Annotated in this window: 22 protein-coding genes; 7 read left to right on the forward strand and 15 right to left on the reverse strand. The window is 66.7% G+C overall.

The genetic code is table 11. The annotated features are described in order from the left end of the window. Positions 1 to 9: 9 nt before the first annotated feature. Positions 10 to 1464, forward strand: coding sequence for an AdeC/AdeK/OprM family multidrug efflux complex outer membrane factor (gene adeC, locus ACSQ9A_RS30980; RefSeq protein ID WP_436306712.1), 1455 nt, complete (start codon positions 10 to 12; stop codon positions 1462 to 1464). A gap of 28 nt (positions 1465 to 1492) precedes the next feature. Beyond that, positions 1493 to 2392, forward strand: a complete 900-nt coding sequence (locus tag ACSQ9A_RS30985; RefSeq protein ID WP_436306713.1) for a LysR family transcriptional regulator — start codon at positions 1493 to 1495, stop codon at positions 2390 to 2392. Between the two features lie 61 nt (positions 2393 to 2453). Here the strand turns inward: ACSQ9A_RS30985 and ACSQ9A_RS30990 are convergent, their stop codons facing one another. After that, positions 2454 to 2864, reverse strand: a complete 411-nt coding sequence (locus tag ACSQ9A_RS30990) for a hypothetical protein (protein ID WP_436306714.1) — start codon at positions 2862 to 2864, stop codon at positions 2454 to 2456. A gap of 12 nt (positions 2865 to 2876) precedes the next feature. Next, the gene (locus ACSQ9A_RS30995; protein ID WP_436306715.1) at positions 2877 to 4472 is read right to left on the reverse strand and encodes an IclR family transcriptional regulator domain-containing protein; all 1596 of its coding nucleotides are present in this window, start codon (positions 4470 to 4472) and stop codon (positions 2877 to 2879) included. A gap of 170 nt (positions 4473 to 4642) precedes the next feature. Between ACSQ9A_RS30995 and ACSQ9A_RS31000 the strand changes: the two genes are divergently transcribed. The 5 genes from ACSQ9A_RS31000 to ACSQ9A_RS31020 are packed head-to-tail and all read left to right on the forward strand — an operon-like array spanning position 4643 to position 8616. Continuing rightward, positions 4643 to 5446, forward strand: coding sequence for a ribonuclease activity regulator RraA (locus ACSQ9A_RS31000; RefSeq protein ID WP_436306716.1), 804 nt, complete (start codon positions 4643 to 4645; stop codon positions 5444 to 5446). Between the two features lie 18 nt (positions 5447 to 5464). Continuing rightward, on the forward strand, positions 5465 to 5917 hold the full coding sequence (locus ACSQ9A_RS31005) for a nuclear transport factor 2 family protein (protein WP_436306717.1): 453 nt from the start codon (positions 5465 to 5467) through the stop codon (positions 5915 to 5917). A gap of 7 nt (positions 5918 to 5924) precedes the next feature. Beyond that, the gene (locus ACSQ9A_RS31010) at positions 5925 to 7400 is read left to right on the forward strand and encodes an aldehyde dehydrogenase (NADP(+)) (RefSeq protein ID WP_436306718.1); all 1476 of its coding nucleotides are present in this window, start codon (positions 5925 to 5927) and stop codon (positions 7398 to 7400) included. Next, on the forward strand, positions 7394 to 7690 hold the full coding sequence (locus ACSQ9A_RS31015) for a Dabb family protein (protein ID WP_436306719.1): 297 nt from the start codon (positions 7394 to 7396) through the stop codon (positions 7688 to 7690). Before ACSQ9A_RS31010 ends, ACSQ9A_RS31015 begins: the two co-directional genes overlap by 7 nt. Next, positions 7687 to 8616 carry an aldose 1-epimerase gene (locus tag ACSQ9A_RS31020; RefSeq protein ID WP_436306720.1) on the forward strand — a complete coding sequence of 310 codons (930 nt, stop codon included), beginning with the start codon at positions 7687 to 7689 and terminating at the stop codon, positions 8614 to 8616. The genes ACSQ9A_RS31015 and ACSQ9A_RS31020 overlap by 4 nt, the downstream gene beginning before the upstream one ends. On the opposite strand, the gene ACSQ9A_RS31025 is transcribed toward ACSQ9A_RS31020, so the two are convergent. The 13 genes from ACSQ9A_RS31025 to ACSQ9A_RS31085 form a co-directional block, all read right to left on the reverse strand. Further along, the gene (locus tag ACSQ9A_RS31025) at positions 8601 to 9689 is read right to left on the reverse strand and encodes a mandelate racemase/muconate lactonizing enzyme family protein (protein WP_436306721.1); all 1089 of its coding nucleotides are present in this window, start codon (positions 9687 to 9689) and stop codon (positions 8601 to 8603) included. The genes ACSQ9A_RS31020 and ACSQ9A_RS31025 overlap by 16 nt on opposite strands. Positions 9690 to 9693: 4 nt before the next feature. Continuing rightward, the gene (locus tag ACSQ9A_RS31030; RefSeq protein ID WP_436306722.1) at positions 9694 to 10506 is read right to left on the reverse strand and encodes an NAD-dependent epimerase/dehydratase family protein; all 813 of its coding nucleotides are present in this window, start codon (positions 10504 to 10506) and stop codon (positions 9694 to 9696) included. A 1-nt stretch (position 10507) separates the two neighbouring features. Continuing rightward, a complete protein-coding gene (locus ACSQ9A_RS31035) occupies positions 10508 to 11794 on the reverse strand; it encodes a TRAP transporter large permease (RefSeq protein WP_436306723.1) in 1287 nt (428 codons plus the stop codon). Then, complete coding sequence (locus ACSQ9A_RS31040; RefSeq protein ID WP_436306724.1) at positions 11785 to 12315, reverse strand: TRAP transporter small permease; 531 nt, start codon at positions 12313 to 12315, stop codon at positions 11785 to 11787. Before ACSQ9A_RS31040 ends, ACSQ9A_RS31035 begins: the two co-directional genes overlap by 10 nt. A gap of 35 nt (positions 12316 to 12350) precedes the next feature. Beyond that, positions 12351 to 13334, reverse strand: coding sequence for a TRAP transporter substrate-binding protein (locus tag ACSQ9A_RS31045; protein ID WP_436291333.1), 984 nt, complete (start codon positions 13332 to 13334; stop codon positions 12351 to 12353). A gap of 1311 nt (positions 13335 to 14645) precedes the next feature. Further along, positions 14646 to 15503: an alcohol dehydrogenase catalytic domain-containing protein gene (locus tag ACSQ9A_RS31050; protein ID WP_436306725.1), complete on the reverse strand. Its 858-nt coding sequence runs from the start codon at positions 15501 to 15503 to the stop codon at positions 14646 to 14648. 119 nt (positions 15504 to 15622) lie between these two features. Beyond that, positions 15623 to 17098 carry an NAD-dependent succinate-semialdehyde dehydrogenase gene (locus tag ACSQ9A_RS31055; RefSeq protein ID WP_436306726.1) on the reverse strand — a complete coding sequence of 492 codons (1476 nt, stop codon included), beginning with the start codon at positions 17096 to 17098 and terminating at the stop codon, positions 15623 to 15625. A gap of 23 nt (positions 17099 to 17121) precedes the next feature. Further along, positions 17122 to 18165 carry an ornithine cyclodeaminase family protein gene (locus tag ACSQ9A_RS31060; RefSeq protein ID WP_436306727.1) on the reverse strand — a complete coding sequence of 348 codons (1044 nt, stop codon included), beginning with the start codon at positions 18163 to 18165 and terminating at the stop codon, positions 17122 to 17124. Beyond that, entirely contained in the window at positions 18162 to 19112 is a 951-nt protein-coding gene (locus tag ACSQ9A_RS31065) for a Bug family tripartite tricarboxylate transporter substrate binding protein (protein WP_436306728.1), read from the reverse strand. Before ACSQ9A_RS31065 ends, ACSQ9A_RS31060 begins: the two co-directional genes overlap by 4 nt. Positions 19113 to 19133: 21 nt before the next feature. Next, the gene (locus ACSQ9A_RS31070) at positions 19134 to 20087 is read right to left on the reverse strand and encodes a dihydrodipicolinate synthase family protein (RefSeq protein ID WP_436306729.1); all 954 of its coding nucleotides are present in this window, start codon (positions 20085 to 20087) and stop codon (positions 19134 to 19136) included. 205 nt (positions 20088 to 20292) lie between these two features. After that, positions 20293 to 21207 (reverse strand): LysR family transcriptional regulator, encoded by a 915-nt coding sequence (locus ACSQ9A_RS31075; RefSeq protein WP_436306730.1) that lies wholly within the window; start codon positions 21205 to 21207, stop codon positions 20293 to 20295. Positions 21208 to 21252: 45 nt separating this feature from the next. After that, on the reverse strand, positions 21253 to 22365 hold the full coding sequence (locus ACSQ9A_RS31080) for an FAD-dependent monooxygenase (RefSeq protein WP_436306731.1): 1113 nt from the start codon (positions 22363 to 22365) through the stop codon (positions 21253 to 21255). Between the two features lie 99 nt (positions 22366 to 22464). Next, entirely contained in the window at positions 22465 to 23622 is a 1158-nt protein-coding gene (locus tag ACSQ9A_RS31085; RefSeq protein ID WP_436306732.1) for an MFS transporter, read from the reverse strand. Positions 23623 to 23640 lie beyond the last annotated feature (18 nt).

The following is a 23640-nucleotide window of genomic DNA, read 5'->3' on the forward strand; positions in this document are numbered from 1 at the left end:
GTGTCTGCCATGAACCCATTCCGCTTTGCTCCGCTCGCGCTCGCCGCCCTGATGGCCGGCTGCAGCCTGATGCCCGCGTACCAGCAACCCGCAGCGCCCGTCCCCGAAGAATTTGCAGGTGACACAGGCGCCACCGCATCCACGCCGGTGGCCGACATCGGTTGGCGCGATGTCTTCAACGACCCGTCGCTGCAGCGCGTGATCGAGATGAGCCTCGCCAACAATCGCGACCTGCGGCTCGCGGTGCTGAACATCGAGAAGGCCCGCGCCCAGTACCGGGTGCAGGATGCGGCGCTCTTCCCGACCGTCAATGCCAGTGCCGGCGGCAGCGGCAGCCGCACGCCCGCCGACCTGTCGTCCACGGGCGAGGCCCTCACGGCGCACCAGTACAGCGCGACGCTCGGTTTCAGCGCCTACGAGCTCGACCTGTTCGGCCGCGTCCGAAGCCTGAGCGCACAGGCGCAGGAGCAATTCCTCTCCACCGCCGAGGCGCGTCGCAGCACCCAGATCAGCCTGGTGGCGGAAGTCGCGACCAGCTACCTCACGCTTGCCGCCGACCTGGACCAGCTGAAACTCGCGCGCGACACCTTGCGCAGCCAGAGTGACTCCTACCGCCTCAACCAGCGCAGCTTCGAGCTGGGTGCGGCCTCGGCGCTCACGCTGAGCCAGGCGCAGACGAGCGTCGACACCGCCCGCGTCGACGTCGAGCGCTACACCGCCCAGGTGGCGCGGGACCGCAATGCGCTGACGCTGCTCGTGGGCGCCGAAGTGCCGGACGAGCTGCTGCCGAAGGCCCTGCCCGACGGCGCCGCGGCGGCCACGAGCCCACTGGCCAGCATTCCGCCGGGGCTGCCCTCCGGGTTGCTGCAGCGCCGCCCCGACATCCTGCAGGCCGAGCGCGATCTCAAGGCCGCCAATGCCTACATCGGCGCGGCGCGCGCGGCCTTCTATCCGCGCATCAGCCTCACGGCCTCGGCGGGCACGTCCAGCAGCGAGCTCTCGGGCCTCTTCAAGGGCGGCTCGGGCAGCTGGAGCTTCGCGCCGCAGATCACGCTGCCGATCTTCGACGGCGGCGCCAACCGCGCCAACCTCCAGATCGCCACCGTCAGCCGCGACATCTCGGTGGCGCAGTATGAGAAGGCGATCCAGACAGCCTTCCGCGAGGTCTCGGATGCGTTGGCACAACGCAGCACGCTCGGCCGCCAGCTCGAGGCGCAACAGTCGCTGGTGAACGCCACAGCTGAGAGCTACAGGCTGTCGGACGCGCGCTTCCGGCGTGGCGTCGACAGCTACCTGAGCGTGCTGGATTCGCAGCGCTCGCTCTACACGGCACAGCAGAACCTCATCGCCACGCGCCTTTCGCGCCTGACCAATCTCGTGACCTTCTACAAGACGCTCGGTGGCGGCTGGGTGGAGAGTACCGGCACGCCGATTGCGAGCTTGACCCGCGACGCGCGACACTGACGAGCTGGAGCAATGTGCCCAGGTCTCCATGGACGGATTCGATCTCATCAAGACTTTTCGTGAAGTGGCGCTCAGGCGCAGCTTCTCCCGCGCCGCCCTGTCGCTCGGCGTGTCGAAGGGAACCGTCAGCCGCTACGTGACCGAACTCGAGAAGCGCAGCGGCGTGCGCCTGCTCAACCGGTCCACCCGCTCGCTGAGCCTGACTGACGCCGGAGAGTTGCTGCTGGAGCGCAGCGCGCAACTGGTGGCCATGGCCGAAACCACGCTCCACGACCTCCAGGCGCACGGCGCGCTCCCCCGTGGGCGGTTGCGCATCAGCGCGCCGCATGGCCTGATCGCGGGATGGCTTTCGAACGTGATCGCCGAATTCATCAAGCGCTACCCCGACGTATACGTCAGCCTGGTCCTCACCAACGATGCCGTCGATCTGATCGCGGAAGGTATCGATATCCACCTGACCGGCGGACGCATCGATGACATGAACCTCATCGTTCGGCGCCTCGCGCAGTTCGACATGGTGGTCTGCGCCTCGCCCGCTTACTGGGCCAAGCGCGGCATTCCGCAGACGCCGAATGATCTGAGCCGGTACGAGGTGCTGAGCTTCGCGGCCATGCCCACCACGCACCTGCCCTTCGAGACCGCGGGACGGCAGCATGAGGTGGCGGTGCACAGCCGCATGGAAGCCAACGATCCGATCGCGCTGATCGAGCTGGCGCTGCGCGGTGCTGGCGTGGCCTACGTGCCGGAGCCGCTGGCGCAGTCGCATCTGGAGCGCGGCGCGCTGGTTCCGGCGCTGCGTGAGCACATGCGCAGCGACCACTGGGTCTACGCGGCCTATTCGCAGCGCCGCCACAACAGCGCCGCGATGCGCGCGATGCTCGATTTTCTCGAACAGTCGACCGGTTCGGCCGGCGGCTTGCCGCAGTAAACCTGCTCGGCTGCCTCAACGCCTGCAACAACGTTTGCGGAGGAGGCCTCCCGCTCACTTCTCATACCGCTTCATCGACATGGTCGACGCTTCGATCTTCGACACGAAGTTCGCCGCGGCCGGGGCGTCTCGAAGCTCGCCATCGACACGTCGGAATCCTTCCTCGAGCGCCAGTGCCCGACCACGAGCCACTCGCCGTTTCGCCCGCGACGCTCTCGCGCGACACCTCAGGACACAAGCTCAGCATTCCCAGTGCCACCATCCTGCAGCGGCCGACGCACAGGCCGAGCAGCGTGCTGCGGCCGAACGTGCGGCGGTCGCGGCTGGCCCGGCGCAGGACGATGAAGCCCGTGTGGCCGTGCTCGCGGGCTTCGCACCGGTGTTCGGCAACGACCTGGGACGCGACCTGCGCTTCGTCTCCTTCCATGCGCGCGGGCAGCACGTCCAGGAGCGCAGCCAGGACACGCAGCACCGAATGACCGTGTCAAACAGTCAGTTCCAGCAGCCGCCCCGACAGCGGCGCATTCGCCAGCGTGTCGAGCGGAACGCTGTGCCGCGCCGTCGTGATAGCCAGCTTTTCGGTCTCCGCACCTTCTGACATCGGTGCAAAGGCCAGATCGGTGGCGCAAGGCACCGGCAACCCGATCACGCGATCGAGCTGCCCGTCGGCCGTGAAGCGCACCACCGACCAGCCGTCGCTCAGCGCGGTCCAGATGCCACCGTGCGCATCGAAAGCCAGGCCACTCAGGCGGCCCGAACCCTTGGGAACGGTCGCAAGTCGGCGCACGGCCCCCTGCCCTGGCTGCAGCAGCAGGATCGTTCCCGAGCCCGGCACGGCGGCATAGAGCGCCTGCCCTTGAGCATGCCAGCCGAGCGCCTGCACCAATTCACCCATGCGCCATTGCACTTCCAGCGCGCCGTCAGAGCGCACGCGGCCGATCGCGGTACCAGCCTCAGGCAGTGCTACGGCGGCCCACACCGTATCGGCTTCGCCGTTGCACGCCGCGAGCACCTGCCCCGAGAGCCATGGTGCGAAAGGCGACGACTGCCCTCCAGCCGAGATGCGCTGTGCACCGCGCTCATGCACAGCGATCACGTCGTCGCCATGGCGCAGCAGCGCGACCACCGGCGCCTCGATGGTGGCGACTTCGCGATCCTGACCGCTTGCATAGAGATGCACCGAAGGCGCGAGCGCATCGGCCCACCAGAGCCGGCTGCCGTCCGCCGACCAGAGCGGATGCGCGCCATGGAAGGCCCAGTGGCCCGGCAATGCGGTCACCGCCGCCTCGGTGCTTGGCGTCGGGTCGGTGCCGGCCGGCTGCAATTGCGCGCCCACCCGGCGTGCGGCCTCGGCCACCTCGGGTCCAAGCAACTCGAGGCGCGCGCGCGTCAGGCGGTAGGCCGGACCGGCCACGCTGATGGCGCCGCGCACCTGGCCCGCCGCGTCGACCACCGGCGCGCCCACGCAGCGCACCCCAAGCACAATCTCCTCGTCGTCGATCGCATAGCCGCGCGCCCTGGTGATGCGCAGTTCGGCCTGGAGCCGGCGCCGGTCGGTGATGGTGAGCGGCGTGAGCGGCTTCAGCACCGCGTCTCGCACGATGGCGTCGCGCGCCTCGTCGGGCATGGCCGAGAGGATCGCCTTGCCCTGGCTGGTGCAATGCACGGGCTTGCGCTGACCGAGCGCGGCGGCCGAGCGCTGGCTATGCGCCCCGTCGCAACGCTCCAACGAAATGACTTCGCGGCCATCCAGCGTGGCGAGATAACTTGTCTCACCCGTGAGGTCGCGCAACGCGCGCAGTTCGAGCGCGGCAGCGGCCACGAGGTCGGGCATGGCATAGGCTTGCCGCGCCATCTCGAAGCAGCGAAAGCCAAGGCAGTACACCTTGCGCAGCGGATCGCGCCGCACCAGCCCGCGCGCGACCAGGGTCGCGAGCAGGCGGTAAACCGTGGTGCGCGGCAGGTCGAGCAGTTCGGCCAACTCGCTCTGCGCCAGGCCTTCGGGCGCCGCGCCTATGGCATCGAGCACATCGAGCGCTTTCTCGAGGGTGCCGGTGCCCTCACCGGTGGAGTTGACCATTCGCTTTGCCTTGCTTGCCTGTTTGTCTCAGATGGTGGTACTTGACGCACCGGCAGGGGCCGGAACGCTGCTGCGGTGCATTCTATTTTTGTGACCGTCTCTCTACGATCAGGATTCCGCTGGCGAAATGCCCCGTTTCTCCATCCGTTCCCACCATTTGAGACAAGGCCATGACCATGATCCCGCCCAAGCCGCTGGCGGCCATTCCCCAGCGCGCACCCGCGCCCTTCGTTCCCGATGCGGTGCTCGACCGCCTTGCCAGGGCCACGAGCGGTTCGCTGACCACGCAGCTCTACATCAAGGGCTTTCGCCAGCCGGTGCTGCATGGCCTGACGCCGCTCAACCGGAGGATCAAGCCTTTCGCGGGCCGCGCCTACACGATGCGCTTCATCCCGGCGCGCGAGGACGTCGACGTCTACGGCAACCTCAAGACCGAACCGAGCGCCGACAACCTGCAGTGGGTGGGCGTCGAGCAGCTCGAGCCGGGCCACGTGCTGGTGATCGACAGCAACAAGGACGGCCGCGCCGCCTCGATGGGCAACATGCTCATCACGCGGATGATGATGCGCGGCGCGCGCGGCGTGGTCACCGACGGCAGCTTCCGCGACGGCACCGAGCTCAGGCAGATGGATTTCCCGATCTGGTGCACCGGCGTGACCGCGACCACCCGGCTGGCCTTCCACCACGTGGCAGACCTGCAGGTGCCGATCGGCTGCGCGGGCGTGGCGGTGTACCCGGGCGACGTGATCCACGGCGACGGCGACAACATCACCGTGATCCCGGCGCACCTGGCCGAGGAGATGGCCGATCTGTGCGAGCAGCGCGACGACATCGAGGCCTATCTCGCGCTGCGCGTGCGCGCCGGCGAGGCGCTGTGGGGCCTCTATCCGCCGAGCGACGCCACGCGCGAGCAGCACAAACAGTGGGTGGCCGATGGCCGCCCGTCCATCGCACCTGCGCAAGCCGCGCGCTGATTCTTCGAAAGCCGTTCCATGACCTCCAGGTTCACCCCCGAAGACCACGCGGCGCTCATTCGCCGCTATTTCGACGCCTGCAACGCCGCCGACTACGACGCGCTCGTCGACTGCTTCACGCCCGATGCGGTGCACTACTTCCCCGCCGGCCTGCCCGAGATCCCCTGGCGCACGGCCGACACCATCGCGAAGAAGTGGCAATGGTGCGTCGAGACGCTCGGCTCGCAATGGACCATCGACAAGCTCATCGTGAGCCACAACACGCCCGAGGCGATGATCGAGTGGACCCACTGGAAGAACAAGAGCGGCACCGCGCTGCGCGGCGCCGAGTGGTACGACTTCGACACCGAGACCGGCAAGATCAAGGAGATTCGCGCCTACTACGCGGCGCCGGCCGACAAGGACGCGAGGATCAACGAGCTCGTCGCCTTCGACTACGCGGGCCGCGGCTATCCCCTGAAGAGCAAGTAGGAACACCATGCTGCAATCCATCGAAGCGCGCACCGGCGCCACCATTGGCGAGCACTGGGCCGAATCCACGGGCGCCGAGATCGACGCCGCGGTGCAGACGAGCGCCGCCACGGCCGATGCGTTCGCGGCCACGCCTGCCGCACAACGCGCCGAGCTGCTGCGCGCACTTGCGGCGGCGCTCGAAGCCGATCGCGAAGCGCTCGTCGCGCTGGCCGACCGCGAAAGCGGCCTCGGCCTGCCGCGCCTGAACGGCGAACTCGATCGCACGACCTTCCAGCTGCGCGGCTTTGCCGATGTGCTCGAACGCGGCGATGCACATGCCTTCACCAACGACGCGGCCGTGGCAGGCCCGCCGCCTGCGGGCCGGCCGCATCTAATGCGCGTTCGCGTGCCGGTCGGCCCGGTCGCGATGTTCTCGGCCAGCAACTTTCCGTTCGCGTTCTCCGTGCTCGGCGGCGACACCGCGTCGGCGCTGGCCGCGGGCTGTCCCGTCGTGGTCAAGGGTCATCCCGCGCATCCCGGCTTGTCGCGCCGCACCGCTGCGCTGGCGCAGAAAGTCGTTACCGCACAAGGCTTGGACTCTGGCGTGTTCCAGTTCGTCGAAGGCGCCTCGGTCGAGGTGGGCGTGGCGTTGGTCAAGGCGCCGGCCATCGCGGCGGTGGCGTTCACCGGGTCGTTCAAGGGCGGCACCGCACTTGCGAGGATCGCCGGCGAGCGGTCCCGCCCCATTCCGTTCTATGGCGAACTCGGTTCGGTCAATCCGCTGGTCGTGCTGCCCGCGGTCCTCGCGAAGAACGGCAGCGAGCTGGCCGGCACGCTGGCCGCATCCATCTGCCTCGGCGCGGGCCAGTTCTGCACCAGCCCCGGAGTGATCGTGGTGCCGAAGGACACGGCTGGCGACGGCTTCGTCGACGCGCTTGCCAAGGCGCTGAAGACCCTGCAACCGCACCCGATGCTGTCGACCGGCATTCGCGCGACCTTCGATCTCGGCGTGGCGCAATGGCGCGCCGCGCCACAGCTCAGGCCTCTGGTGGACGATGCGGTGGACGCTCCAGGCCTTGCGCCGCGCCCGTTCCTCGCCGAGGTGTCGGCCGCCGACTTCATCGCCGCCCATGCCCTGCACGAAGAAGTGTTCGGTGCGGCCGCGTTGGTCGTGCGCGTGGCGTCGACCGACGAAGCCGTCGACGTGCTCAAGACGATCGGCGGCTCGCTCACGGTCACGCTGTGGGGCGCCGAGGTCGAGAACGACGAAACGCGGCGCCTGGCGCGCGCCGCGACGCAAGTCGCAGGCCGCGTGCTCTTCGCGGGCGTTCCGACCGGCGTTGCCGTGACCGCCGCCCAGCACCACGGCGGCCCGTTTCCCGCATCGACGCAACCCTTCACCACGTCGGTCGGCTACGCCGCGCTCGACCGCTTCCTGCGGCCTGTGGCATTGCAGGACGCGCCCGCCTGGTTGCTCGAACGAAAGGGCATGCCATGCTGAGACACGTCGTGCTGTTCCGGCGCAAGCCGGAGGTGGCCAAGGACGAAGCGCTGGAGAAGTCGCTCGCCGACCGCATGGCCGCGCTGGGCGCACGCATCCCTGCGATCGCCGGTTGGAAGTTTGCCCCCAACGAGCTGGCGCGCCCGCCCGTCACCTGGGACTACGTGCTCGAAGCCGAGGTGGGCGATGCGGGGGCGCTCGACGCCTATCTGTCCCATCCGCAGCACCGGGCGCTGGTCGCCGACCTCAAGCCATACTTCGAGTGGGCGGCGGTGGACTACACGGCGTGAGCGACGTCAGGCCGCTGACGTCGCCGATCCAGCTGAGCGCCGGGAATGCGTGGGTGCGCATCGCACCGCAATTCGGTGGCCGCATCACGGATGCCTGGCTTGAGGAGGCTGACGGGTCGGTGCGAGCGGTGCTGCACCCCTGCCCGGAATCATCAGCGCCGCGACTGCCGTGGCCCAAGGGCGGCTTGTACGCGCTCATTCCCTACAGCGGCCGCATCGGCCATTCGCGCCTGCAGCACGAAGGACAGCTCGTGCACCTCGCCGCGCACCCGGGCGGCGAGCCGCACACATTGCATGGCATCGCGCAGCAGCGCCGCTGGATGCCGGTGCGGATCAGCCAGGACCACGCCGTCCTGCGCTACCGCCATCGGCCGGACGTGCATTGGCCATGGCATTTCGAAGCGTTGCTCGAGTTCGCGTTGAGCGCACGGCGTTTGCGCATCGGCATGCGGCTGCGCAATCTCGACACGCGCACGATGCCGGCCGGGATCGGACTGCACCCATATCTTCCGCACGCGCCGGGCACCTCGCTGCAGTTCGATGCCGGGGCGCCCTGGCCCTTCGACGCGGATTACCTTGCACAAGCGCTACCAGGCGCGCCGGAGGGGCCACGCCGCATCGCAGTGCCGGCGGCCCAGTTCGAGTCCGGCGAGGTCACCTTGTTTCACGGCGATTGGACGGGCACCCTCACGCTGACGCGCGACGACGGGACGACGCTGCGTGTGCGCGCCGATGGCGCGCTGACGCATCTGGTGGTCCACCGGCCTGCCGACGCGCCCTATGTCTGCATCGAGCCCGTCAGTCACGTGGCCGACGGCTTCAACCTGCACGCGCGCGGCGTGCCCGGCACGGGCACACGCATCCTCGCTCCAGGCGAAACGCTGCAGGGCAGCGTGGAGATCGGTTGCGGTCAGGAAGTCGCGTAGCGCTGCAGTACCTCTGGATCGGGCTCGAAGCCGATGCCGGGACGTTGTGCGATGCCCATGCGGCCGCGCTCGGGCAGCTGCGGCTCGCCACCGACCCAGGCTTGCGGCTCGACGTAGAGGTGCTCGAACATGCCGAACTCGTCGAGCGCCGCGGCCATCTGCAGCGTGGCACAGTGGCCCGGCCCGAAGTACGGCGAATGCGGCATCAGCATTTGTCCGTTGGCACGCGCGACGGCGGCCACACGCAGGAACTCGCTGACGCCGCCGACTTTGGTGATGCTGGGCTGCGGATAGCGCACGGCCTGCGCCAGATGCCCGAACTCCTGGGCGGTGCAGGCGTTCTCGCCCGCGGCAATGGCCAGCCCAAGCGCGCCCAGGCGCCGCAACGCGTCCCAGTCCTCGGGTGGAAAGACCGGTTCCTCGAGCCAAAGCGTGTCGAGCGCCACGAGCTCGGGGATCACGCTGGCTGCACGGTCCTCGGTCCAGCTGCAGTTGACGTCCACCGTGAAGCTGATCGCGCGATCGATGGCGCCGCGGCCGGCGCGGATCTCGGGCATCGTCACCTCGTGCAGCTTGATCGAGCGATAGCCTTCCCGCGCGGCCTTCTCGCAGTAGCGCGCCACGAGCTCGGTCGAGCCGTAGCGCACCAAGCTGGCATAGGCATCCACGTGCTCGCGCTTGCGCCTGCCCGCGATCAGGGTCGCGAGATCGACACCCTCCGCCTTGGCCTTGAGATCCCACAGCGCGATGTCGATGCCCGACAGCGCGAAGATGGTCAGGCCGTAGCGGCCGAAGAGCGCAAGGCGGCGCTGCAGCTCGAGATTGAGCGCCGCCGGGTCGTCGACGGTGCGCCCCACGAGCGGCGGTGCCACCAGGTCACGGATGTGCGCGGCCACCGCGCGGCTGCAGAAGTAGCCGAAGGCCTCGCCCCATCCGACCAGGCCGGTGTCAGTGGTGATGCGTACCAGCACCATGTCGAGCGTGTGCCAGCGCTGCGGCGTGATGCCGACGCCGGCGCCGCCGTCCTCGAAGGGGATGGAAAGCGTGATGGGGTCGATGGCGGTGATCTTCATGGTTCTACCATTCATGGATGCGTTCAACGGCGCCGACGTATCCGTTGTTGGCGGCCCAGCCGCCCATGGCGTGGGTGCCGACGAGGGCCGGGTCTTCGGCCGGCACAGTGGACAGCACCTCGGCGGCGTGGACCTCCGCATCGTCCATCGGCCGGTAGCCGAGCCGGAAGGCAGCCTCGTTGTCGAAGAAGCCGCGCGTGTTGTTGGACACGCCGTACACCACCGCATAGCGCAGCTGCGGATGCGAAAGCCCGATGCGCACCAGCTGCGCCAGGTCGCGCCAGCTCACCCAGATCGAGAGGCGCCGGCGATCCGCGGGCTTGTCGTCCGCATAGCCGATGCGGACGCACAGCACGCGCAAGCCATGCTTGTCGGCGTACATCGCGCCGGCCTGCTCGCCGAAGGCCTTGGTCAGGCCGTAGCGGCTGTCGGGCCGAAGCAGCACGCCGGTTCCGATGCGGCGGGTGCGCGGGTAGTAGCCCACTACGTGGTGCGAACTCGCGAACACCACGCGCTCGACGCCGGCCTCGCGCGCGGCGTCGAAGACATTGAAGGCGCCGCGCACGTTGCCGTCGATCTGGGCCTCCATGTCGGCGTCGGTGGTGCAGCCGGCCAGGTGCACCACGGCGCGCACGCCCTGCATGGCGCGGCGCAGCGCGGCTCGGTCGGCGATGTCGCCGACCACGGATTCCTCGTTGTCGGAGAGGCTGGAGATGGGCTGGCGGTCCAGCAGGCGCAGCTTCAGCCGGTCGGGCGCGAGCTCACGTCGCAGCCCGGTCCCGACAATGCCGGCGGCACCGGTGATGAGAATGGTCATTTCAGTTCCCCATGAACATGTGCGGCAGCGTGAGCGAGAACGCGGGCACGTAGGTGACCAGCATCAAGCACACCAGCAGCGCGCCGTAGAAGGGCCAGATCGATTTCATCACCTCGCCCACGGTGACGCCGCCGATAGCGCAGCCGACGAACTGCGTGGTACCTACCGGCGGCGTGTTCAGGCCGAGCGCGCAGTTGATGAGCATGACCATGCCGAACTGCGTCGGGTCCATGCCGAACTTCTGCGCGATGGGCAGGAAGATCGGCGTGCAGATCAGGATGGTGCTGCCCATGTCCATGAAGGTGCCGAGCAGGAACAGGATCACGTTGATGGTCAGGAAGATCACCCACGGCTTGTCGGAAATACCTTCCATAAATTCGCCCGCGAGGTCCGGCACCGAGTACAGACCCATGAGGTACTGGAACATCGTCGAGGCGCCGATCAGCAGCAGGATGACGCCGGTGGTCTTCGAGGCCCTGGCGGCCGCCTTCATGAAGGCGCTCCATGTCATGGTGCGGTAGAGGAAGAAGGTCAGGACGATCGAGTAGATCACCGCGATCGAGGCCGACTCGGTGGCCGTGAATACGCCGCTGATGATGCCGGCAAGGATGATGAGCACCACCAGCAGGCCCGGCGCGGCCGCGGCGAGTGAGCGCAGCACCACGTCCACTGCCGCGCGCTTCATCGCCGGGTAGCCGCGCTTGACGGCCACGAAATACGCCGCCGCGAGATTGCACAGCGTGAGCAGCAGCGCAGGCACGATGCCGGCCAGGATCAGCGATCCGATCGAGGCCGCGCCGCCGGCGGCCAGCGCGAAGATGATCATGTTGTGGCTCGTGGGCATGAGCGCGCCGACCAGCGCCGCGTGCGTTGTCACGTTGACCGCGTAGTCGGCGTGGTAGCCCTCGCGCTTCATCATCGGGATCATGACCGAGCCCATGGCCGACACGTCGGCCACCGGAGAGCCCGCGACACCGCCGAACAGCGTGCATGAAACCACGTTCGACAGGCCCAGCCCGCCGCGAATGTGGCCGACCAGGTTCTTGGCTGCGGCCACGATCTTGTCGGCGATGCCGCCATGCAGCATCAGCTCGCCGTTGAACACGAAGAACGGGATGGCGAGGAACGAGAACACGTTCATGCCCGACATCATTTGCTGGAACAGGACGGCCAGCGGCAACCCCTCGTAGAGGATGGTGCAGACCGCCGACAGCGCGATGGCGAAGGCCACCGGCACGCCCATGGCGAGAAAGCCGAAGAAGGCCACGGCGAGAATGGTCAGTGCCATGCGGGCTCCACTTCCTGCCCGCGCAGCGCGGCGATGACGTGCTCGATGGAGAAGAGCACGATCAGAGCGCCCGAAACGACCAACGGCACGTAGCGCAGCCCTTCGGACACGCCCAGCCCCGAGATCTTGTAGTTCATGACCGAGACGCCCAGCAGCCAGCCGTTGTAGACCATGGCCGTGCCGAACAGGGCGACCAGCACATGGATCACGAGCTCGACGCCTTCACGCACCCGGTCGGGCGCGAGCACCAGCAGGGACTCCATGCCGATGTGGCCCGCATCGCGCACGCCCACGGCGGCGGCGATCAGGGTGACATAGAGCACCAGCAGCAGGGCCAGGCTTTCCGCCCAGGCCGGTGGATTGTTCAGGACGTAGCGGCCGAACACCTGCCAGGCCACGGTGACCACGATCAGCAGCAGGCCGGCGACCGCGAGGTACATGCCGTAGCGCGCCAGCGTGGCGTTGAAGGAGGTGAGCGGACTGCGCGCAGGCTGCACGCGAGCTGCAAGATCGACGGACATGGAATGGCTCCGCGGACGGGGGTGCGCCCGCGCGCCTACCGGGTGTCCTCGATCCGCTTGACGAGGCTCTTGAGCTCCGGCGCGGCGGCGTACTTGTCGTAGACGGGTCGCACGGCCTTGATGAAGGCGGCGCGGTCCGTGATCGGCACGATCTGCGAGCCGCGGGCGACGACGGCTTCGCGCGCTTTCTTCACGCGTTCGTCCAGCAGCCCGCGCATGTAGGGCACCGAGTCCTTGGCTGCCTGGCGGACGAGATCGCGGTCGGCCTGTGGCAGGCGGTCCCAGACGGCCTTCGAGAACACGACCACGCAGGGCAGCAGCGTGTGCTCGGTCAGGTTGTAGTACTTGGCGTTCTCGAAGTGGCGCGAGGTCTGGTAGGAGAGGACGCTGTTCTCGGCGGCATCGATGATCCCGGTGGACAGCGCTGTGTACACCTCGCCGTACGGCAGCGGCGTGGCGCTTGCGCCCAACGCCTCGGTCATGGCGACGAACATGTCGGATTGCTGCACGCGCAGCTTCAGCCCCTTCATGTCTGCCAGCGAGCGGATGGGCTTCTTCGAGTAGACCGAGCGCGCGCCGTCGTCGTACCACGCGAGGCCCACGAGGCCCTGCTTCTCCATGGCCTTGAGAATCTCGTCGCCGATGGGACCATCGAGCACCGCATGCATGTGCGCCTCGTCGCGAAACACGAAGGGCAGCGAAGGCGCAATGCTCTCAGGCACCATGTTGTTGAGCGGCGCCAGGCTCAGACGCGCCATGTCCAGGCCGCCGATCTTCAACTGCTCGATGGTGTCGCGCTCAGTGCCCAGCGCGCTGTTGGCATAGACCTTGAGCTTCAGTCGGCCCTTGCTGCGCTCCTCGAGCAGCTTGCCCATCTGCTTGACGCCCTCGACGGTTGGGTAGTCGGGCACCTGGGTCTCCGCCACACGGAAGTCCCGGGCCTGGACGGAAAGCGCAAGCGCGGCCGCGGCGATCGCCGCCGCTGCCCGCAGGCGCAGGAAAGTACGCTGGACGTGCATGTTGTCTCCTTTGTTGGAATCAATGACCGGCTCCCGGAACACACCAGCCGGTACTGCTGGCGAGCCCCTGCCCGACCTCCCAATCGCCGTCTGCGGTCCAGTGGAAGAGTCGATGGGCGATTATTGGAGGCAGGCGTGCGCCTTCGCACAACGCTCCGAATGCCGATGCGGCGATTCGTCCCACTGGACGGGACAGAGCCGCCGCGCACGGGCACCAGGCGCATGCAACAACATCAGCGGCAAGACCGGCTGGACAGCGGCACAGAGATTTCGCGCGAGGCGTGCCTTCCGCCGAAACGCGGGTACGCGCCATGGGCCCCGCTCGGGTTTTCCCTCCGAATCGGCACAACGTCTCAACCGTTGGGATCGGCCCTGCGGATCTTCAGGCAGCCCGTCGCCATCGGACAAGTTCGCTTCTATCGTGCGTCTCCCTGACCACGGAGATAGCGATGAACGAACGAAAAGAACCGGCCCGTCGGCGCGACCTTCTCAAGACCGGCCTGGCACTCGCCGCGAGCGCTGCAGCCGGCACAGCGGGTGCGCAGCACGGCTGGGTACCCTCGTCGCGATACCCCGATCCGGCCGTCGAGATCCTCGACCCTTCGTTCGCAAGGTACCGCTTGTTCAGCGCCAGCGTCGAGCGCAGCGCCTTGTCCAGGAGCCAACCCCTCAGATCTACTCGTGCGCGCGTTGTTCGGCCGGACGCGCGGCGCGCGGCCGCACAAGCGCGCTTTTTGCGTTGGGCGACCGGCGGAAGGCCTTGCTCTGACGTGGCCTCAGCCACGCTGGAAACCTGCGGCGCGTCGACGCAAGTCCTACCTCTACACGCTCGCCCACTCCAAGGTCCAACCAGGCTGACGCCGAACGCCCGGAGGATGTGTTTGACTCCTGGTGGGGAGCGCGGCCGCGGCGATGCAGAAGTGGCTCGCCGCCAGCGACATCAAGGAAGACGCCCTCTTCCGCCGCATCCACAAAGGGAGGCCAACTCGGTGAGCCGCTGGCGCCAACTGCAATGCGCGACATCGTCAAGGAGCGATGTGTGATGGCGGACCTTGAAAGGAAATTTTTGCGCACTCACTAAGAGCCGGCTTCGTGTGGAGGTCGGCCGGCGGAACGTGTCGCTCCCCGCGGAAATCGCGCTTGGCAGCCTTACTCATTGAGATCATACGGTCGGTGCTTTGCAGGCGCTGGGAGATAGCTTCGGCGCGGCGCATCGAGGTCATGACATTCCAAAAAATGAGCGCTGCCCTGGTCAATTTTGAGTCGGCAGACTCCGCTTTGGGTGATCAGATTTCGGTCGGCGCCCACAGGTCAGTGCTTCAGAACGACCTTGCCCGGACTGCCGGCGGCGACAGCCGCCTGGGCCGCACCGATATGCTCCAGCCGGAACGTCTTGGCGATGGGAATGATCAACACGCCGCGCGAAGCGGCGCTGGCCACGGCCGCCAGCGTGCCCGCGTCGGCGTGGTGGTAGAGCTCATGAATGCGCACGCGGTTGCCGGTGTTGGCCCCCTCGGGCACCGGAACGATGCTGGCGACCTGGCCACCGTCGCGCACGTGCCGTATGAGATTGAGCGCCACCGGGGCCGCAGCGCTGATCGCATAGTCGAAGGTGGCGCCCGCCGGCGCCGCGGTGATGTCGAGCGCTTCGCCAGCCAGTTGGCGCGCCTCTTCTATCCGATCGGGTCGAACGCCGGCCACTGGCTTCGCACCGATTTCCTGCAGGTACTGGATCGCGGCACGACCGACCGCACCGAGACTACCCGCAATCAGCACACGGGCACCCGCGCCCACACCAAGCGCATCGACCGACTGGCGCCCCGTCAGACCGGCTTTCGGCAACGTAGCGCCTTGCTCGAAGCTGAGATTGGCCGGAAGCTTGGCGACGGCCGTGGCAGGCACCACCCCATACTCCGCATGGGCGCCCCTGCCATTGAGCGCAAAGTCGGCGATCACCCGATCGCCGATTGAGAACCCGCTCACGCCACTCCCAACGCCCGCCACGACACCGGCAGCGTCGCCGCCCAGCACCGCCGGGAGTTCCAACGGGATGAACTGGGCCATGTCGCCCTTGCGGACCATCAAGTCGAAAGGGTTGACCGCGGAAGCTTCGATCTTGATCAGAATCTCGCCGGCTGCCGGCTGCCGGCTCGGGAATGGGGATGTCATCGATCGCGAATCGATCGATGTCGCCGTACGAATGTAGACGGGCAGCTTTCATGGATCGGCACCTCGGCAGTTGGTGGTTGATGTGCGATTGGGTTCAATATCCGTCCGGCCGGATCACTTCAACCGAAGACGGGTGCGAGACCGTCCCAACACAAGTACTTGAGTTCCAGGAATTCTTCGATGCCATGGTGTGAGCCCTCGCGACCCAGCCCACTCTGCTTCACCCCTCCGAAGGGTGCCACTTCGTTGGAAATCAGGCCGCAGTTGATTCCGATCATCCCGGCCTCAATGGCCGCGGACGCACGCCAGATGCGGGCGGCGTCGCGGCTGTACAGATAGGCGGCAAGTCCGAATTCAGTCGCATTGGCGATTGCGAACGCTTCCTCGTCCTGCTCGAAACGAAAGAGCGGCGCGAGCGGTCCGAACGTTTCTTCCCGCGCGAGGGCCATCTGCGACGTAGCGCCAGCAACGACCGTCGGCTCGAAGAAGCGACCACCGAGCGCATGGCGGCGCCCGCCGTGCAACACCGTCGCTCCCTGCTCGACGGCGTCTGCAATGTGTTCCTCCACCTTTGCGACAGCGGCGTCATCGATCAACGGGCCGAGCTGCACGTCAGCTTCCAGGCCATTGCCCACCCGCAAACTCCGAACACGCTCGACCAACTTGACGGAGAACGCCTCGTACACGCCGGCCTGAACGAGCACCCGGTTGGCGCTGATGCACGCCTGGCCGGTGTTGCGGAACTTCGCCGCGACCACGCCATCCGCGGCAGCGTCCAGGTCCGCGTCATCGAAGATGATGAAAGGTGCGTTGCCCCCCAGCTCCATCGAGCATTTTTTGATGGTTCCGGCCGCTTGCGCCAGCAACACGCGGCCTACTTCGGTCGAACCGGTGAAGGTGATCTTGCGCACGAGAGGATGCGATGTGAGCTGGTTCCCAATGTCGCGCGTGTCGTTTCCGGTCAGGACATTGAACACCCCCGCCGGGACGCCGGCGCGCCGTCCCAGTTCGGCCAGCGCCAAGGCGGTGAGCGGCGTCTGACTCGCGGGCTTGACCACCATGCTGCAGCCGGCGGCCAGCGCCGGACCCGCCTTGCGCGTGATCATCGCCGCGGGAAAATTCCAGGGCGTGATGGCTGCGCAGACCCCGATCGGCTCCTTCAGCACCACGATGCGCTGGGTGTCCTTCGGCGCCGGGATCACATCCCCGCGGACGCGCTTTGCTTCCTCGGAGAACCACTGCAGGAACGACGCCGCGTATTGAATCTCTGTTTTCGCCTCCGCCAGCGGCTTTCCTTCCTCGAGCGTGATCAGGGTCGCCAGATCGTCGCCGTGAAGCATCATCAGGTCATACCAGCGGCGCAGGATCTCGGATCGGTGCTTGGCCGTTGTCCGGCGCCACGCAAGGAAGGCGCGGTGCGCAACTTCGATGGCATGTGCCGTCTCATCCTGCCTAAGGCGAGGCAGGTCCGCGAGCGGCTCGTCGGTGGCAGGATTGCGCAGGGTGTACTTGCCGTGCGGCGTGTCAGTGATCCACTCGCCTCCAACAAAAGCGGCGTTGCGAAGCAGCTCGGGATCATTCAGCAGGTTGTTCATAGTGGGTCGCTTTGCGAGCTGCATCAGCCGATGCGCTTCGGTTCGAACTGGATGGGCAAGGGCGTCGCCAGGCCAGCAGAGCGGGCGAGGTCGAGAATCATTCCCGCGACCACCACATCCTGCAGGCCGGAGCCGACCGACTTGTACATCGCGACCCCGCCCTCGCCGTTGGTTCGCTTCACCTTGCCGCACATCAGATCGTTGAGGCTGAAGCACTTTCTATCGGGTTCAATGCCCGCCTGCCGGGCGGCCAGCATGTCTCCCGACTCCTCGAGCACCTCTTCGACGTTGTCGCACACGATCAGCTCGGCGCGCGCCACCACGCTGCTGTCGACCTCCCGCTGGTCGGGAAGCGTCGACCCGATGGACACGACGGTTGCGTGGGGTTCCAACCAGGCGCCCTGCAGGATGGGCTTCTCTCCGTAGGAGCGGGCCGCGGCCAGCACGATGTCGGCGCCACCCACCGCTTCGGCAGCCGAATCGAATACGCGCACATGGACGCCCAACTCTGCGCCAATGCCGTCGGCGAACGCAGCCCGCTTCGCGGGCGTCGGGCTGTAGACCCGAATCTCCTGGAGCTCGCGCACTGCGGCGATGGCCAGCGTGTGCATGCGTGCTTCCAGACCGCTCCCCAGGACGGCAAGGCGGGCACCTCCTTGCGGCGCCAGATGATCCAGGGCGGCCGCGGACGTTGCCGCCGTTCGATACGCGGTCACCAGGTTTCCGTCGAGGATCGCAGCGAGCGAGCCTGTTGTCGCGTCGAACAGAACCACGACGTACTCGAGCTGCCGACCTTCTTGCCCGAAGGCCATGCCCATCAGCTTGGCGCCGTAGTAGCGGGATCCCGGCGGCACCGCCGTCATGGTTCGCAGCGAAGCGCGCTCTGCCGCTCCTGCAGCAATCGTACGTCGGGGGACGGCATGGGGTCCAAAGGCTCGTGCATACGTTTCCTGCAGGACCCGCACTGCGGGCAGCCACTGAAAAACGGCAGCGGCAGTCTCGGAAGATACGAACAAGGGTGCGCCGGCCGCGGCGCTTGAGGAGGGATTCACGTTAGAGGTCTTCATTCGAACTTGAGGTTGGCGTCGCGGATAACGCGTTGGTAGAGGTCTCTGTCGTAACGCACCTGCTCGATCAGCTCGCGCGGAGACCCGGAACGGGGGATCATCCCGAGTTCGCGGAAGCGCGCTTTCAGCCCCTGGTTCTGCAAGGCGACGTTCAGCGCGTCGTTCAAGCGATCGATGACGGGTTGGGGAGTGCCCAGCGGCGCGAACATGCCGAGCCACGAGTTCGTCTCCAGTCCTTTCAGGCCCGCCTCGGCGACCGTAGGGACGTCCGACATGCGGGGATCCCGCTGGTTGCCGGAAACCGCAAGGATCCTCACCTTCCCTGTGCTCGCCAGCTGGGTGGCTGTGGCGTCGAAGGTGAGGTCGATGCGGCCTGCTGCCACTTCGGTCAGCGCGCCGGATGTCGATCGATAGGGAATGTGGACGAGGTGGGTACGCGTCAAGGACTTGAGAAGCTCACCACCCAGGTGCGCTCCGCTGCCAGGGCCGGCACTGCCGTAGGTCAGCTTGCCGGGGTTCTTGCGGGCGTATTCGATGAACTCCTGCAGGGTCTTCACGGGCAGCGCCGCATTGACGACCACCGCGACCGGGTACACCGATGCGATGCCCACCGGCGCAGCCGCCGTCAGGGCGTCGTACTTCACCGAAGGGTCGACCAGCGGGAGGATGCTGTAGGCGATGTTCGTGAGCAGCACGGTGTTCCCATCAGGCTTCGCCGCGAAAACTGCGGAAGTTCCGATGCGCGTCCCACCGCCTGGCCGGTTCTCGACCACGACCGGCTGCCCTAATACCAGTCCCAACTGCTCGCAGATGACCCGCGCGCCGATGTCGGTGATCCCGCCCGCCGCATAGGGCACGATCACGCGAAGCACCTCGGCGGCCCCGGCCGATGAAATCAGCAAGCAGCCGAGTGCGCTGAGAACCGCGCGGCGCGCAAGGGACTTCATGGTCTTGTCTCCCTGACCGCTTCAGCAGGGATGCCGTCCGACCATGAACGCGCTGTCCGGGTCGGATGTGACCGGAAGACCGGATGCGGCCAATCCCTGTCGGAACATTTTCATGAACCGGTCGGGAACGCGCATGGCCGGTGCTCGCAGCGGACCGCCGTTGAAGCCCGCCAGCCAGTCCTGGTACTTCCACATCGTGCGGTTGAGGACCGACGTCCCGCCGATATAGGCCTGGGTCGCCGCCCCGTTCGCGCCCCGCGCCGGGTTGACCTTCCAGTACATCTCCATGGCCTGTTCCCACTCGCCCTTGCGGGCGAGTTCGAAGGCGCGGGGATAGTAGTCGCTCATCCACTGCGTGTTGCTGGTGCCGGAGAACTGCATCTTCATCACGCTCATGAGCGGGATGGCGTCACCCTCGATCGGACAGCTGATGACCACCTCGTTGCGGAAGTGATGGTACATCTCGCAGATGCCGGCGGGCAGTGGAAAGCCCTGCTCGGACTTGATTGCCACGATGTTCGGACACGCTTGCAGAAGTCGTCGAACCAGCGCAACCGACATGCCTGCAGGATGAATGCGTTCGAATCCCCAGGCAGGCAAGGGAAACAGCATCACAGCCAGCTTTGTAGCCTCGCAGAATTCCTTGGTGTAGTCGTAGACCTCCTGCTCCGTTGTCGGCCAGAACTGCGCGGGATACGAGAGCAGCACCATGGTGGCCCCGGCGGCTTCCGCCAGCTTGACCGCCTCGATGTTCTCCGCCAGCGTGTTGAAGGCCGCATGGAAGAACAGTCCGAAGCCGGGACCCGCAGTTTCCGCCGCCCACGCGGTGAACGTGGCGTTCTCCTCCGGCGTGATGGCGACCTCGGAGCACAACAGCGTGTGCTTGAATCCGAGCTCCTTGGCAAGCGCGACGTCATGGCGAATGCCGCGCTCATTCAATTGCTTGAGATCGGTCGAGTAGCTGGGGATGGTCACGGCCGAACAGCCGACCAGGTTCTCCCGGGCCCAGGCCCGGGCGTCTGCGCGCTTGTAAGGAAGCATGGTGGGTATTGACTCGCTTGTGAGGGATGGCCGCCGTGCTCGCGGGAGTCGCGGCACGGAACGCGATAAGACTGTAGGTTCGTAGCGCGCAAAGGGCGAGGGGGCGCACGCGATAGCAGCTATCCGCTCGGGCGAAAGCTCAGGCAGCGTCGCCTCCGGCAAGAACTTCCGGCGCCATTGAAAGCAGCAGCCCATGGATCTCCCGAGTCGCCAGCGTGTGCGGCCGGTGGCGTGCGACCGCGAGTACCACTGCACGCGCAAGCACTGGCTCCACAATCTTCAATGCGACGAGACGATTCCGCTCGTGCGGAGCTATTGACAGGGAGGTGATCGCATAGCCCGCGGCGGATGCTGCGACCTCATGCTGCAAACGGATGGAGTTCGCCTCGGCCGCAATCCGCAGCGTGAGCCCCATCTTGCGCGCGAGCAAAGCCAGCCTCTCTCGCAGTGGGTGGGGGTCACCAGGAAGCACCAGCGGCAGCTTGGCGACCTCTTCGAAGCGGATTTCCTGCCGGCCCGCAAGCGGATCGCTGCTGGCAACGACGAGGCAAAGAGCACCCTCCATCAGAACTGGCTCGTCAGCACTGATCTCGCCACCGTCGCGCAGCAGCAAGGAGAGGTCCAATCGACCCTGGTCCAACATTTCCTGCAGCTGCGAACTCGAGCCTTCCGTCAGGTGCAAGCGCACCTGCGGAAACTGCTTCAGGACTCGCTGGTATAGCGGGCCGGCAAGCTCCGGCACCGTCGAAGGCAACAGCCCAAGGCGCACGTCTCCGACAGGCACTCCCCGGCTCGCGCGAACCTCATCGGCAAAGCTTTCCGACTCGGCGATCAGCCCCTTGATCCGGGGATACAGCTGCTGCCCGAGTTCCGTCAGAACCACCCCGCGGCCGGTCCGGCGGAACAGGCGCGAGCCTGCGTCACCCTCAAGTTGAGCGATATGCCGGCTGACGACGGATTGCGGAACATCTGCCGCCAGGGCCGCGCGCGAGACCGACCCCAGCTCCGCGACTTTGACGAAGTGGTGCCAACCGGCGTCGATGACGGACTTCATGCCTCCAATTCTCCCCCCTCCCCATCGGCGGCGCGGCGGGCTCGCTTACATGGGCGTGCCGAGGTATTGATACGTCTGCAGCAGGAGAGCGGCCGATCTCTGCGGGTTCGGTACCGGCTCCTGCTCATACTTGCACAGCTGCAGCGATGCGTCCCAAACGGTCTTCACTCGCTCGAACCGTCGCTTCGTATAGGCCGCCAGTGCCTCCTGGACGTCCGGCTGAGCCTTCAAGCATTGTGCGAGGACCACGGCATCCTCGATAGCCATGCCGCCGCCGGAAGTCATCTGCGGGGTCGGCGAGTGCGCCGCATCGCCCAGGAGCGCGACCCGGCCGCGATGCCACGGGGCGGGCAGGAGGGTGATGTCGAAAGGACGGACCAAGACCTGCTGGGGCGTGGTGACGAGCGCCAGCGCATCCTGGATTACAGGGGCAGAAAAGCCGTCCAGCCGCTCGCGCACGAGAACATGCAGCTGGTCGTCCGGCCAGTGAAGGTGCTGGGCACTGTTCTCCAGAAAGAACAGATAGCACGTCTCCTTGGACGTCGGCAGCGCGCCCACGGTGCGCTTGCCATCCGGCGAGCGGTAAAGGCAGAAGCCGTCGACCTCGGGCGGCCGTGGCGCGTTGAAACGCCAGGCACTCTGGCCTGCGAACCGCACCCGATGCTCGGGACCGAAGAGTTGTTCCCGCAGCTTCGAGTACGCGCCGTCTGCGGCAACCACGAGGTCGTATGCAGCCTCGCGCCGGTCGGAGAACACGACTTCCACCCGGTCGCCACGATCGATCACGTTCTCGGCTGTGAGGCCGCGCTCCATGGTCGCTCCAGCCTCACTGGCCGCGGTCTCGAGGATTCGGGCGAGCTCCGGACGGCGAATGCCGATGCCGGGCGGTGTCGGATTCGACATGAGCAAGTGCCCGGCGGCGTCGTGCTGCTTAAACAGCTCGAAACGCAGGCCGCTTTCGAGGCAAGGCTCGGCCAGCCAGATCTCCGACAGCGCCCGCATCGTGTTGTGAAGCAGGCAAATGCCGGAGCCGACAGTAGATCTGACCGGTTGGATGTCGATGCAATGTGTCTCCACGCCTGCCTTGGCCAGCGCGTAGGCCGCCGTGGCACCGCCGATGCCGCTTCCAACCACAAGCGCGCGTTTGGCTCTACTCATGTTTTTGTCTCCTGTTACTGGTTCTAGTGAGGCGGTCCATCGCCTTCGAGAGTTGATTCAAAGAAAGATCACTTCGCGGCCAACTCGTTCCGCTTGGATTCAGGCGCTTCGCGGATGGAGGTGCGCGCTGCGGCCGCGCAACTGCAGGAAGAAGCAGAAGGCGACGGCGCCGATGGCGACGGCGGCCCACCCAATGGCCGCGTAGCCATAGAACTTGACCAAGGTCCCGCCCAGGATTGGACCGATGGCCGAACCGATCATCATCATCGCGGGCGTGGCGGAAACAGCCCGCCCCATCGGGTCCAGCTTGGCCAGCATTCCGAACGTGAAGATGTGCGTGAAGATCACGGTGGAGACGAAGAAGGCTCCTGCGGCTGCATACGCAGGAAATGCTGTACTCGATACCAGGCTCAACACCAATGCCGCCTGCGCCACCACCCCGGCAAGCACGACTTTCCGGGCATCCAGCCTGTGCTGCAGCATGGCGGCGATCGCACCGGGCGCGAGGTTGACCACCCCGACGACGATCAATAGCGCATGCAGATCGGAAGCGGTGTACCCGCGGTCGGCGCCCATTCGCTCCATGAAGCTGAACACCATGGCTTGCGTCACGTTCATCAGGCTGATGCCGGCCATCGCGCACCATGCCGCCTTCGGCAGCGGGTGCGCACTCGGAGCGCGCGCCGCTGCTGCGGCGGGGACGGGCCGGGCGCTCGGAAACGCCAAGGCCGTGATGCCGCACGCGGCGAGCATGATCCCGCCGAAGACGGCAAAGAGTCCCGGCCCCCCGACCGCGGCGATGATCTGGGGCGCGGACACCATGTAGGCGATACCGAAGAACCCCACCGCCACCTGCATGAAGCCGAAGAGCCGATGCGGGTTGCTCGTGAGGGCGACGGTGCCGTGCGTGACACTCAATCCAAGCCCGGTGGCAAGACCACCCACTACATGCAGGACGGCAAGCGTTTCGAACTGGCTGGTGCGCATGCAGGCCAGGAAAGCGGCACCTGCGACGGCGTAGGCAACGGGAACGATCCAGCGCCCGCGCACGCGGTGAAAGCGGGGCGCCAAGATCATGCTCGCCATGACGCCACTAGCCAGGAACAAGGTTGCCAGCGCACCCGCCTGCTGGGGGTCGAAGCCGAAACGCGCAATCAAGGTACCGACCCACACTGGCAGCGCGACGATGTCCACCATACCCGCACAGTGCGCCGCCATCAACGCGATTCGCGCGCGCAGGTTGTCCGTCGAAGTCATTGCAAGCCCCTTGGAAAG

Origin of the sequence: Variovorax sp. LjRoot290, from assembly GCF_964253985.1 — a bacterium.
In the GTDB taxonomy this organism is placed as follows: domain Bacteria; phylum Pseudomonadota; class Gammaproteobacteria; order Burkholderiales; family Burkholderiaceae_C; genus Variovorax.

Excerpts from the sequence above, each read along its gene's own strand:
- ACSQ9A_RS31040 (WP_436306724.1), bottom strand. The coding sequence starts at position 12,315 with ATGTCCGTCGATCTTGCAGCTCGCGTGCAGCCTGCGCGCAGTCCGCTC.
- ACSQ9A_RS30985 (WP_436306713.1), top strand. The coding sequence starts at position 1,493 with ATGGACGGATTCGATCTCATCAAGACTTTTCGTGAAGTGGCGCTCAGG.
- ACSQ9A_RS31085 (WP_436306732.1), bottom strand. The coding sequence starts at position 23,622 with ATGACTTCGACGGACAACCTGCGCGCGCGAATCGCGTTGATGGCGGCG.
- adeC (WP_436306712.1), top strand. The coding sequence starts at position 10 with ATGAACCCATTCCGCTTTGCTCCGCTCGCGCTCGCCGCCCTGATGGCC.
- ACSQ9A_RS31045 (WP_436291333.1), bottom strand. The coding sequence starts at position 13,334 with ATGCACGTCCAGCGTACTTTCCTGCGCCTGCGGGCAGCGGCGGCGATC.
- ACSQ9A_RS31010 (WP_436306718.1), top strand. The coding sequence starts at position 5,925 with ATGCTGCAATCCATCGAAGCGCGCACCGGCGCCACCATTGGCGAGCAC.
- ACSQ9A_RS31005 (WP_436306717.1), top strand. The coding sequence starts at position 5,465 with ATGACCTCCAGGTTCACCCCCGAAGACCACGCGGCGCTCATTCGCCGC.
- ACSQ9A_RS31080 (WP_436306731.1), bottom strand. The coding sequence starts at position 22,365 with ATGAGTAGAGCCAAACGCGCGCTTGTGGTTGGAAGCGGCATCGGCGGT.
- ACSQ9A_RS31060 (WP_436306727.1), bottom strand. The coding sequence starts at position 18,165 with ATGAAGACCTCTAACGTGAATCCCTCCTCAAGCGCCGCGGCCGGCGCA.
- ACSQ9A_RS31030 (WP_436306722.1), bottom strand. The coding sequence starts at position 10,506 with ATGACCATTCTCATCACCGGTGCCGCCGGCATTGTCGGGACCGGGCTG.
- ACSQ9A_RS31000 (WP_436306716.1), top strand. The coding sequence starts at position 4,643 with ATGACCATGATCCCGCCCAAGCCGCTGGCGGCCATTCCCCAGCGCGCA.
- ACSQ9A_RS31075 (WP_436306730.1), bottom strand. The coding sequence starts at position 21,207 with ATGAAGTCCGTCATCGACGCCGGTTGGCACCACTTCGTCAAAGTCGCG.
- ACSQ9A_RS31035 (WP_436306723.1), bottom strand. The coding sequence starts at position 11,794 with ATGGCACTGACCATTCTCGCCGTGGCCTTCTTCGGCTTTCTCGCCATG.
- ACSQ9A_RS31055 (WP_436306726.1), bottom strand. The coding sequence starts at position 17,098 with ATGAACAACCTGCTGAATGATCCCGAGCTGCTTCGCAACGCCGCTTTT.
- ACSQ9A_RS31025 (WP_436306721.1), bottom strand. The coding sequence starts at position 9,689 with ATGAAGATCACCGCCATCGACCCCATCACGCTTTCCATCCCCTTCGAG.
- ACSQ9A_RS30995 (WP_436306715.1), bottom strand. The coding sequence starts at position 4,472 with ATGGTCAACTCCACCGGTGAGGGCACCGGCACCCTCGAGAAAGCGCTC.
- ACSQ9A_RS31015 (WP_436306719.1), top strand. The coding sequence starts at position 7,394 with ATGCTGAGACACGTCGTGCTGTTCCGGCGCAAGCCGGAGGTGGCCAAG.
- ACSQ9A_RS31065 (WP_436306728.1), bottom strand. The coding sequence starts at position 19,112 with ATGAAGTCCCTTGCGCGCCGCGCGGTTCTCAGCGCACTCGGCTGCTTG.
- ACSQ9A_RS31050 (WP_436306725.1), bottom strand. The coding sequence starts at position 15,503 with ATGACATCCCCATTCCCGAGCCGGCAGCCGGCAGCCGGCGAGATTCTG.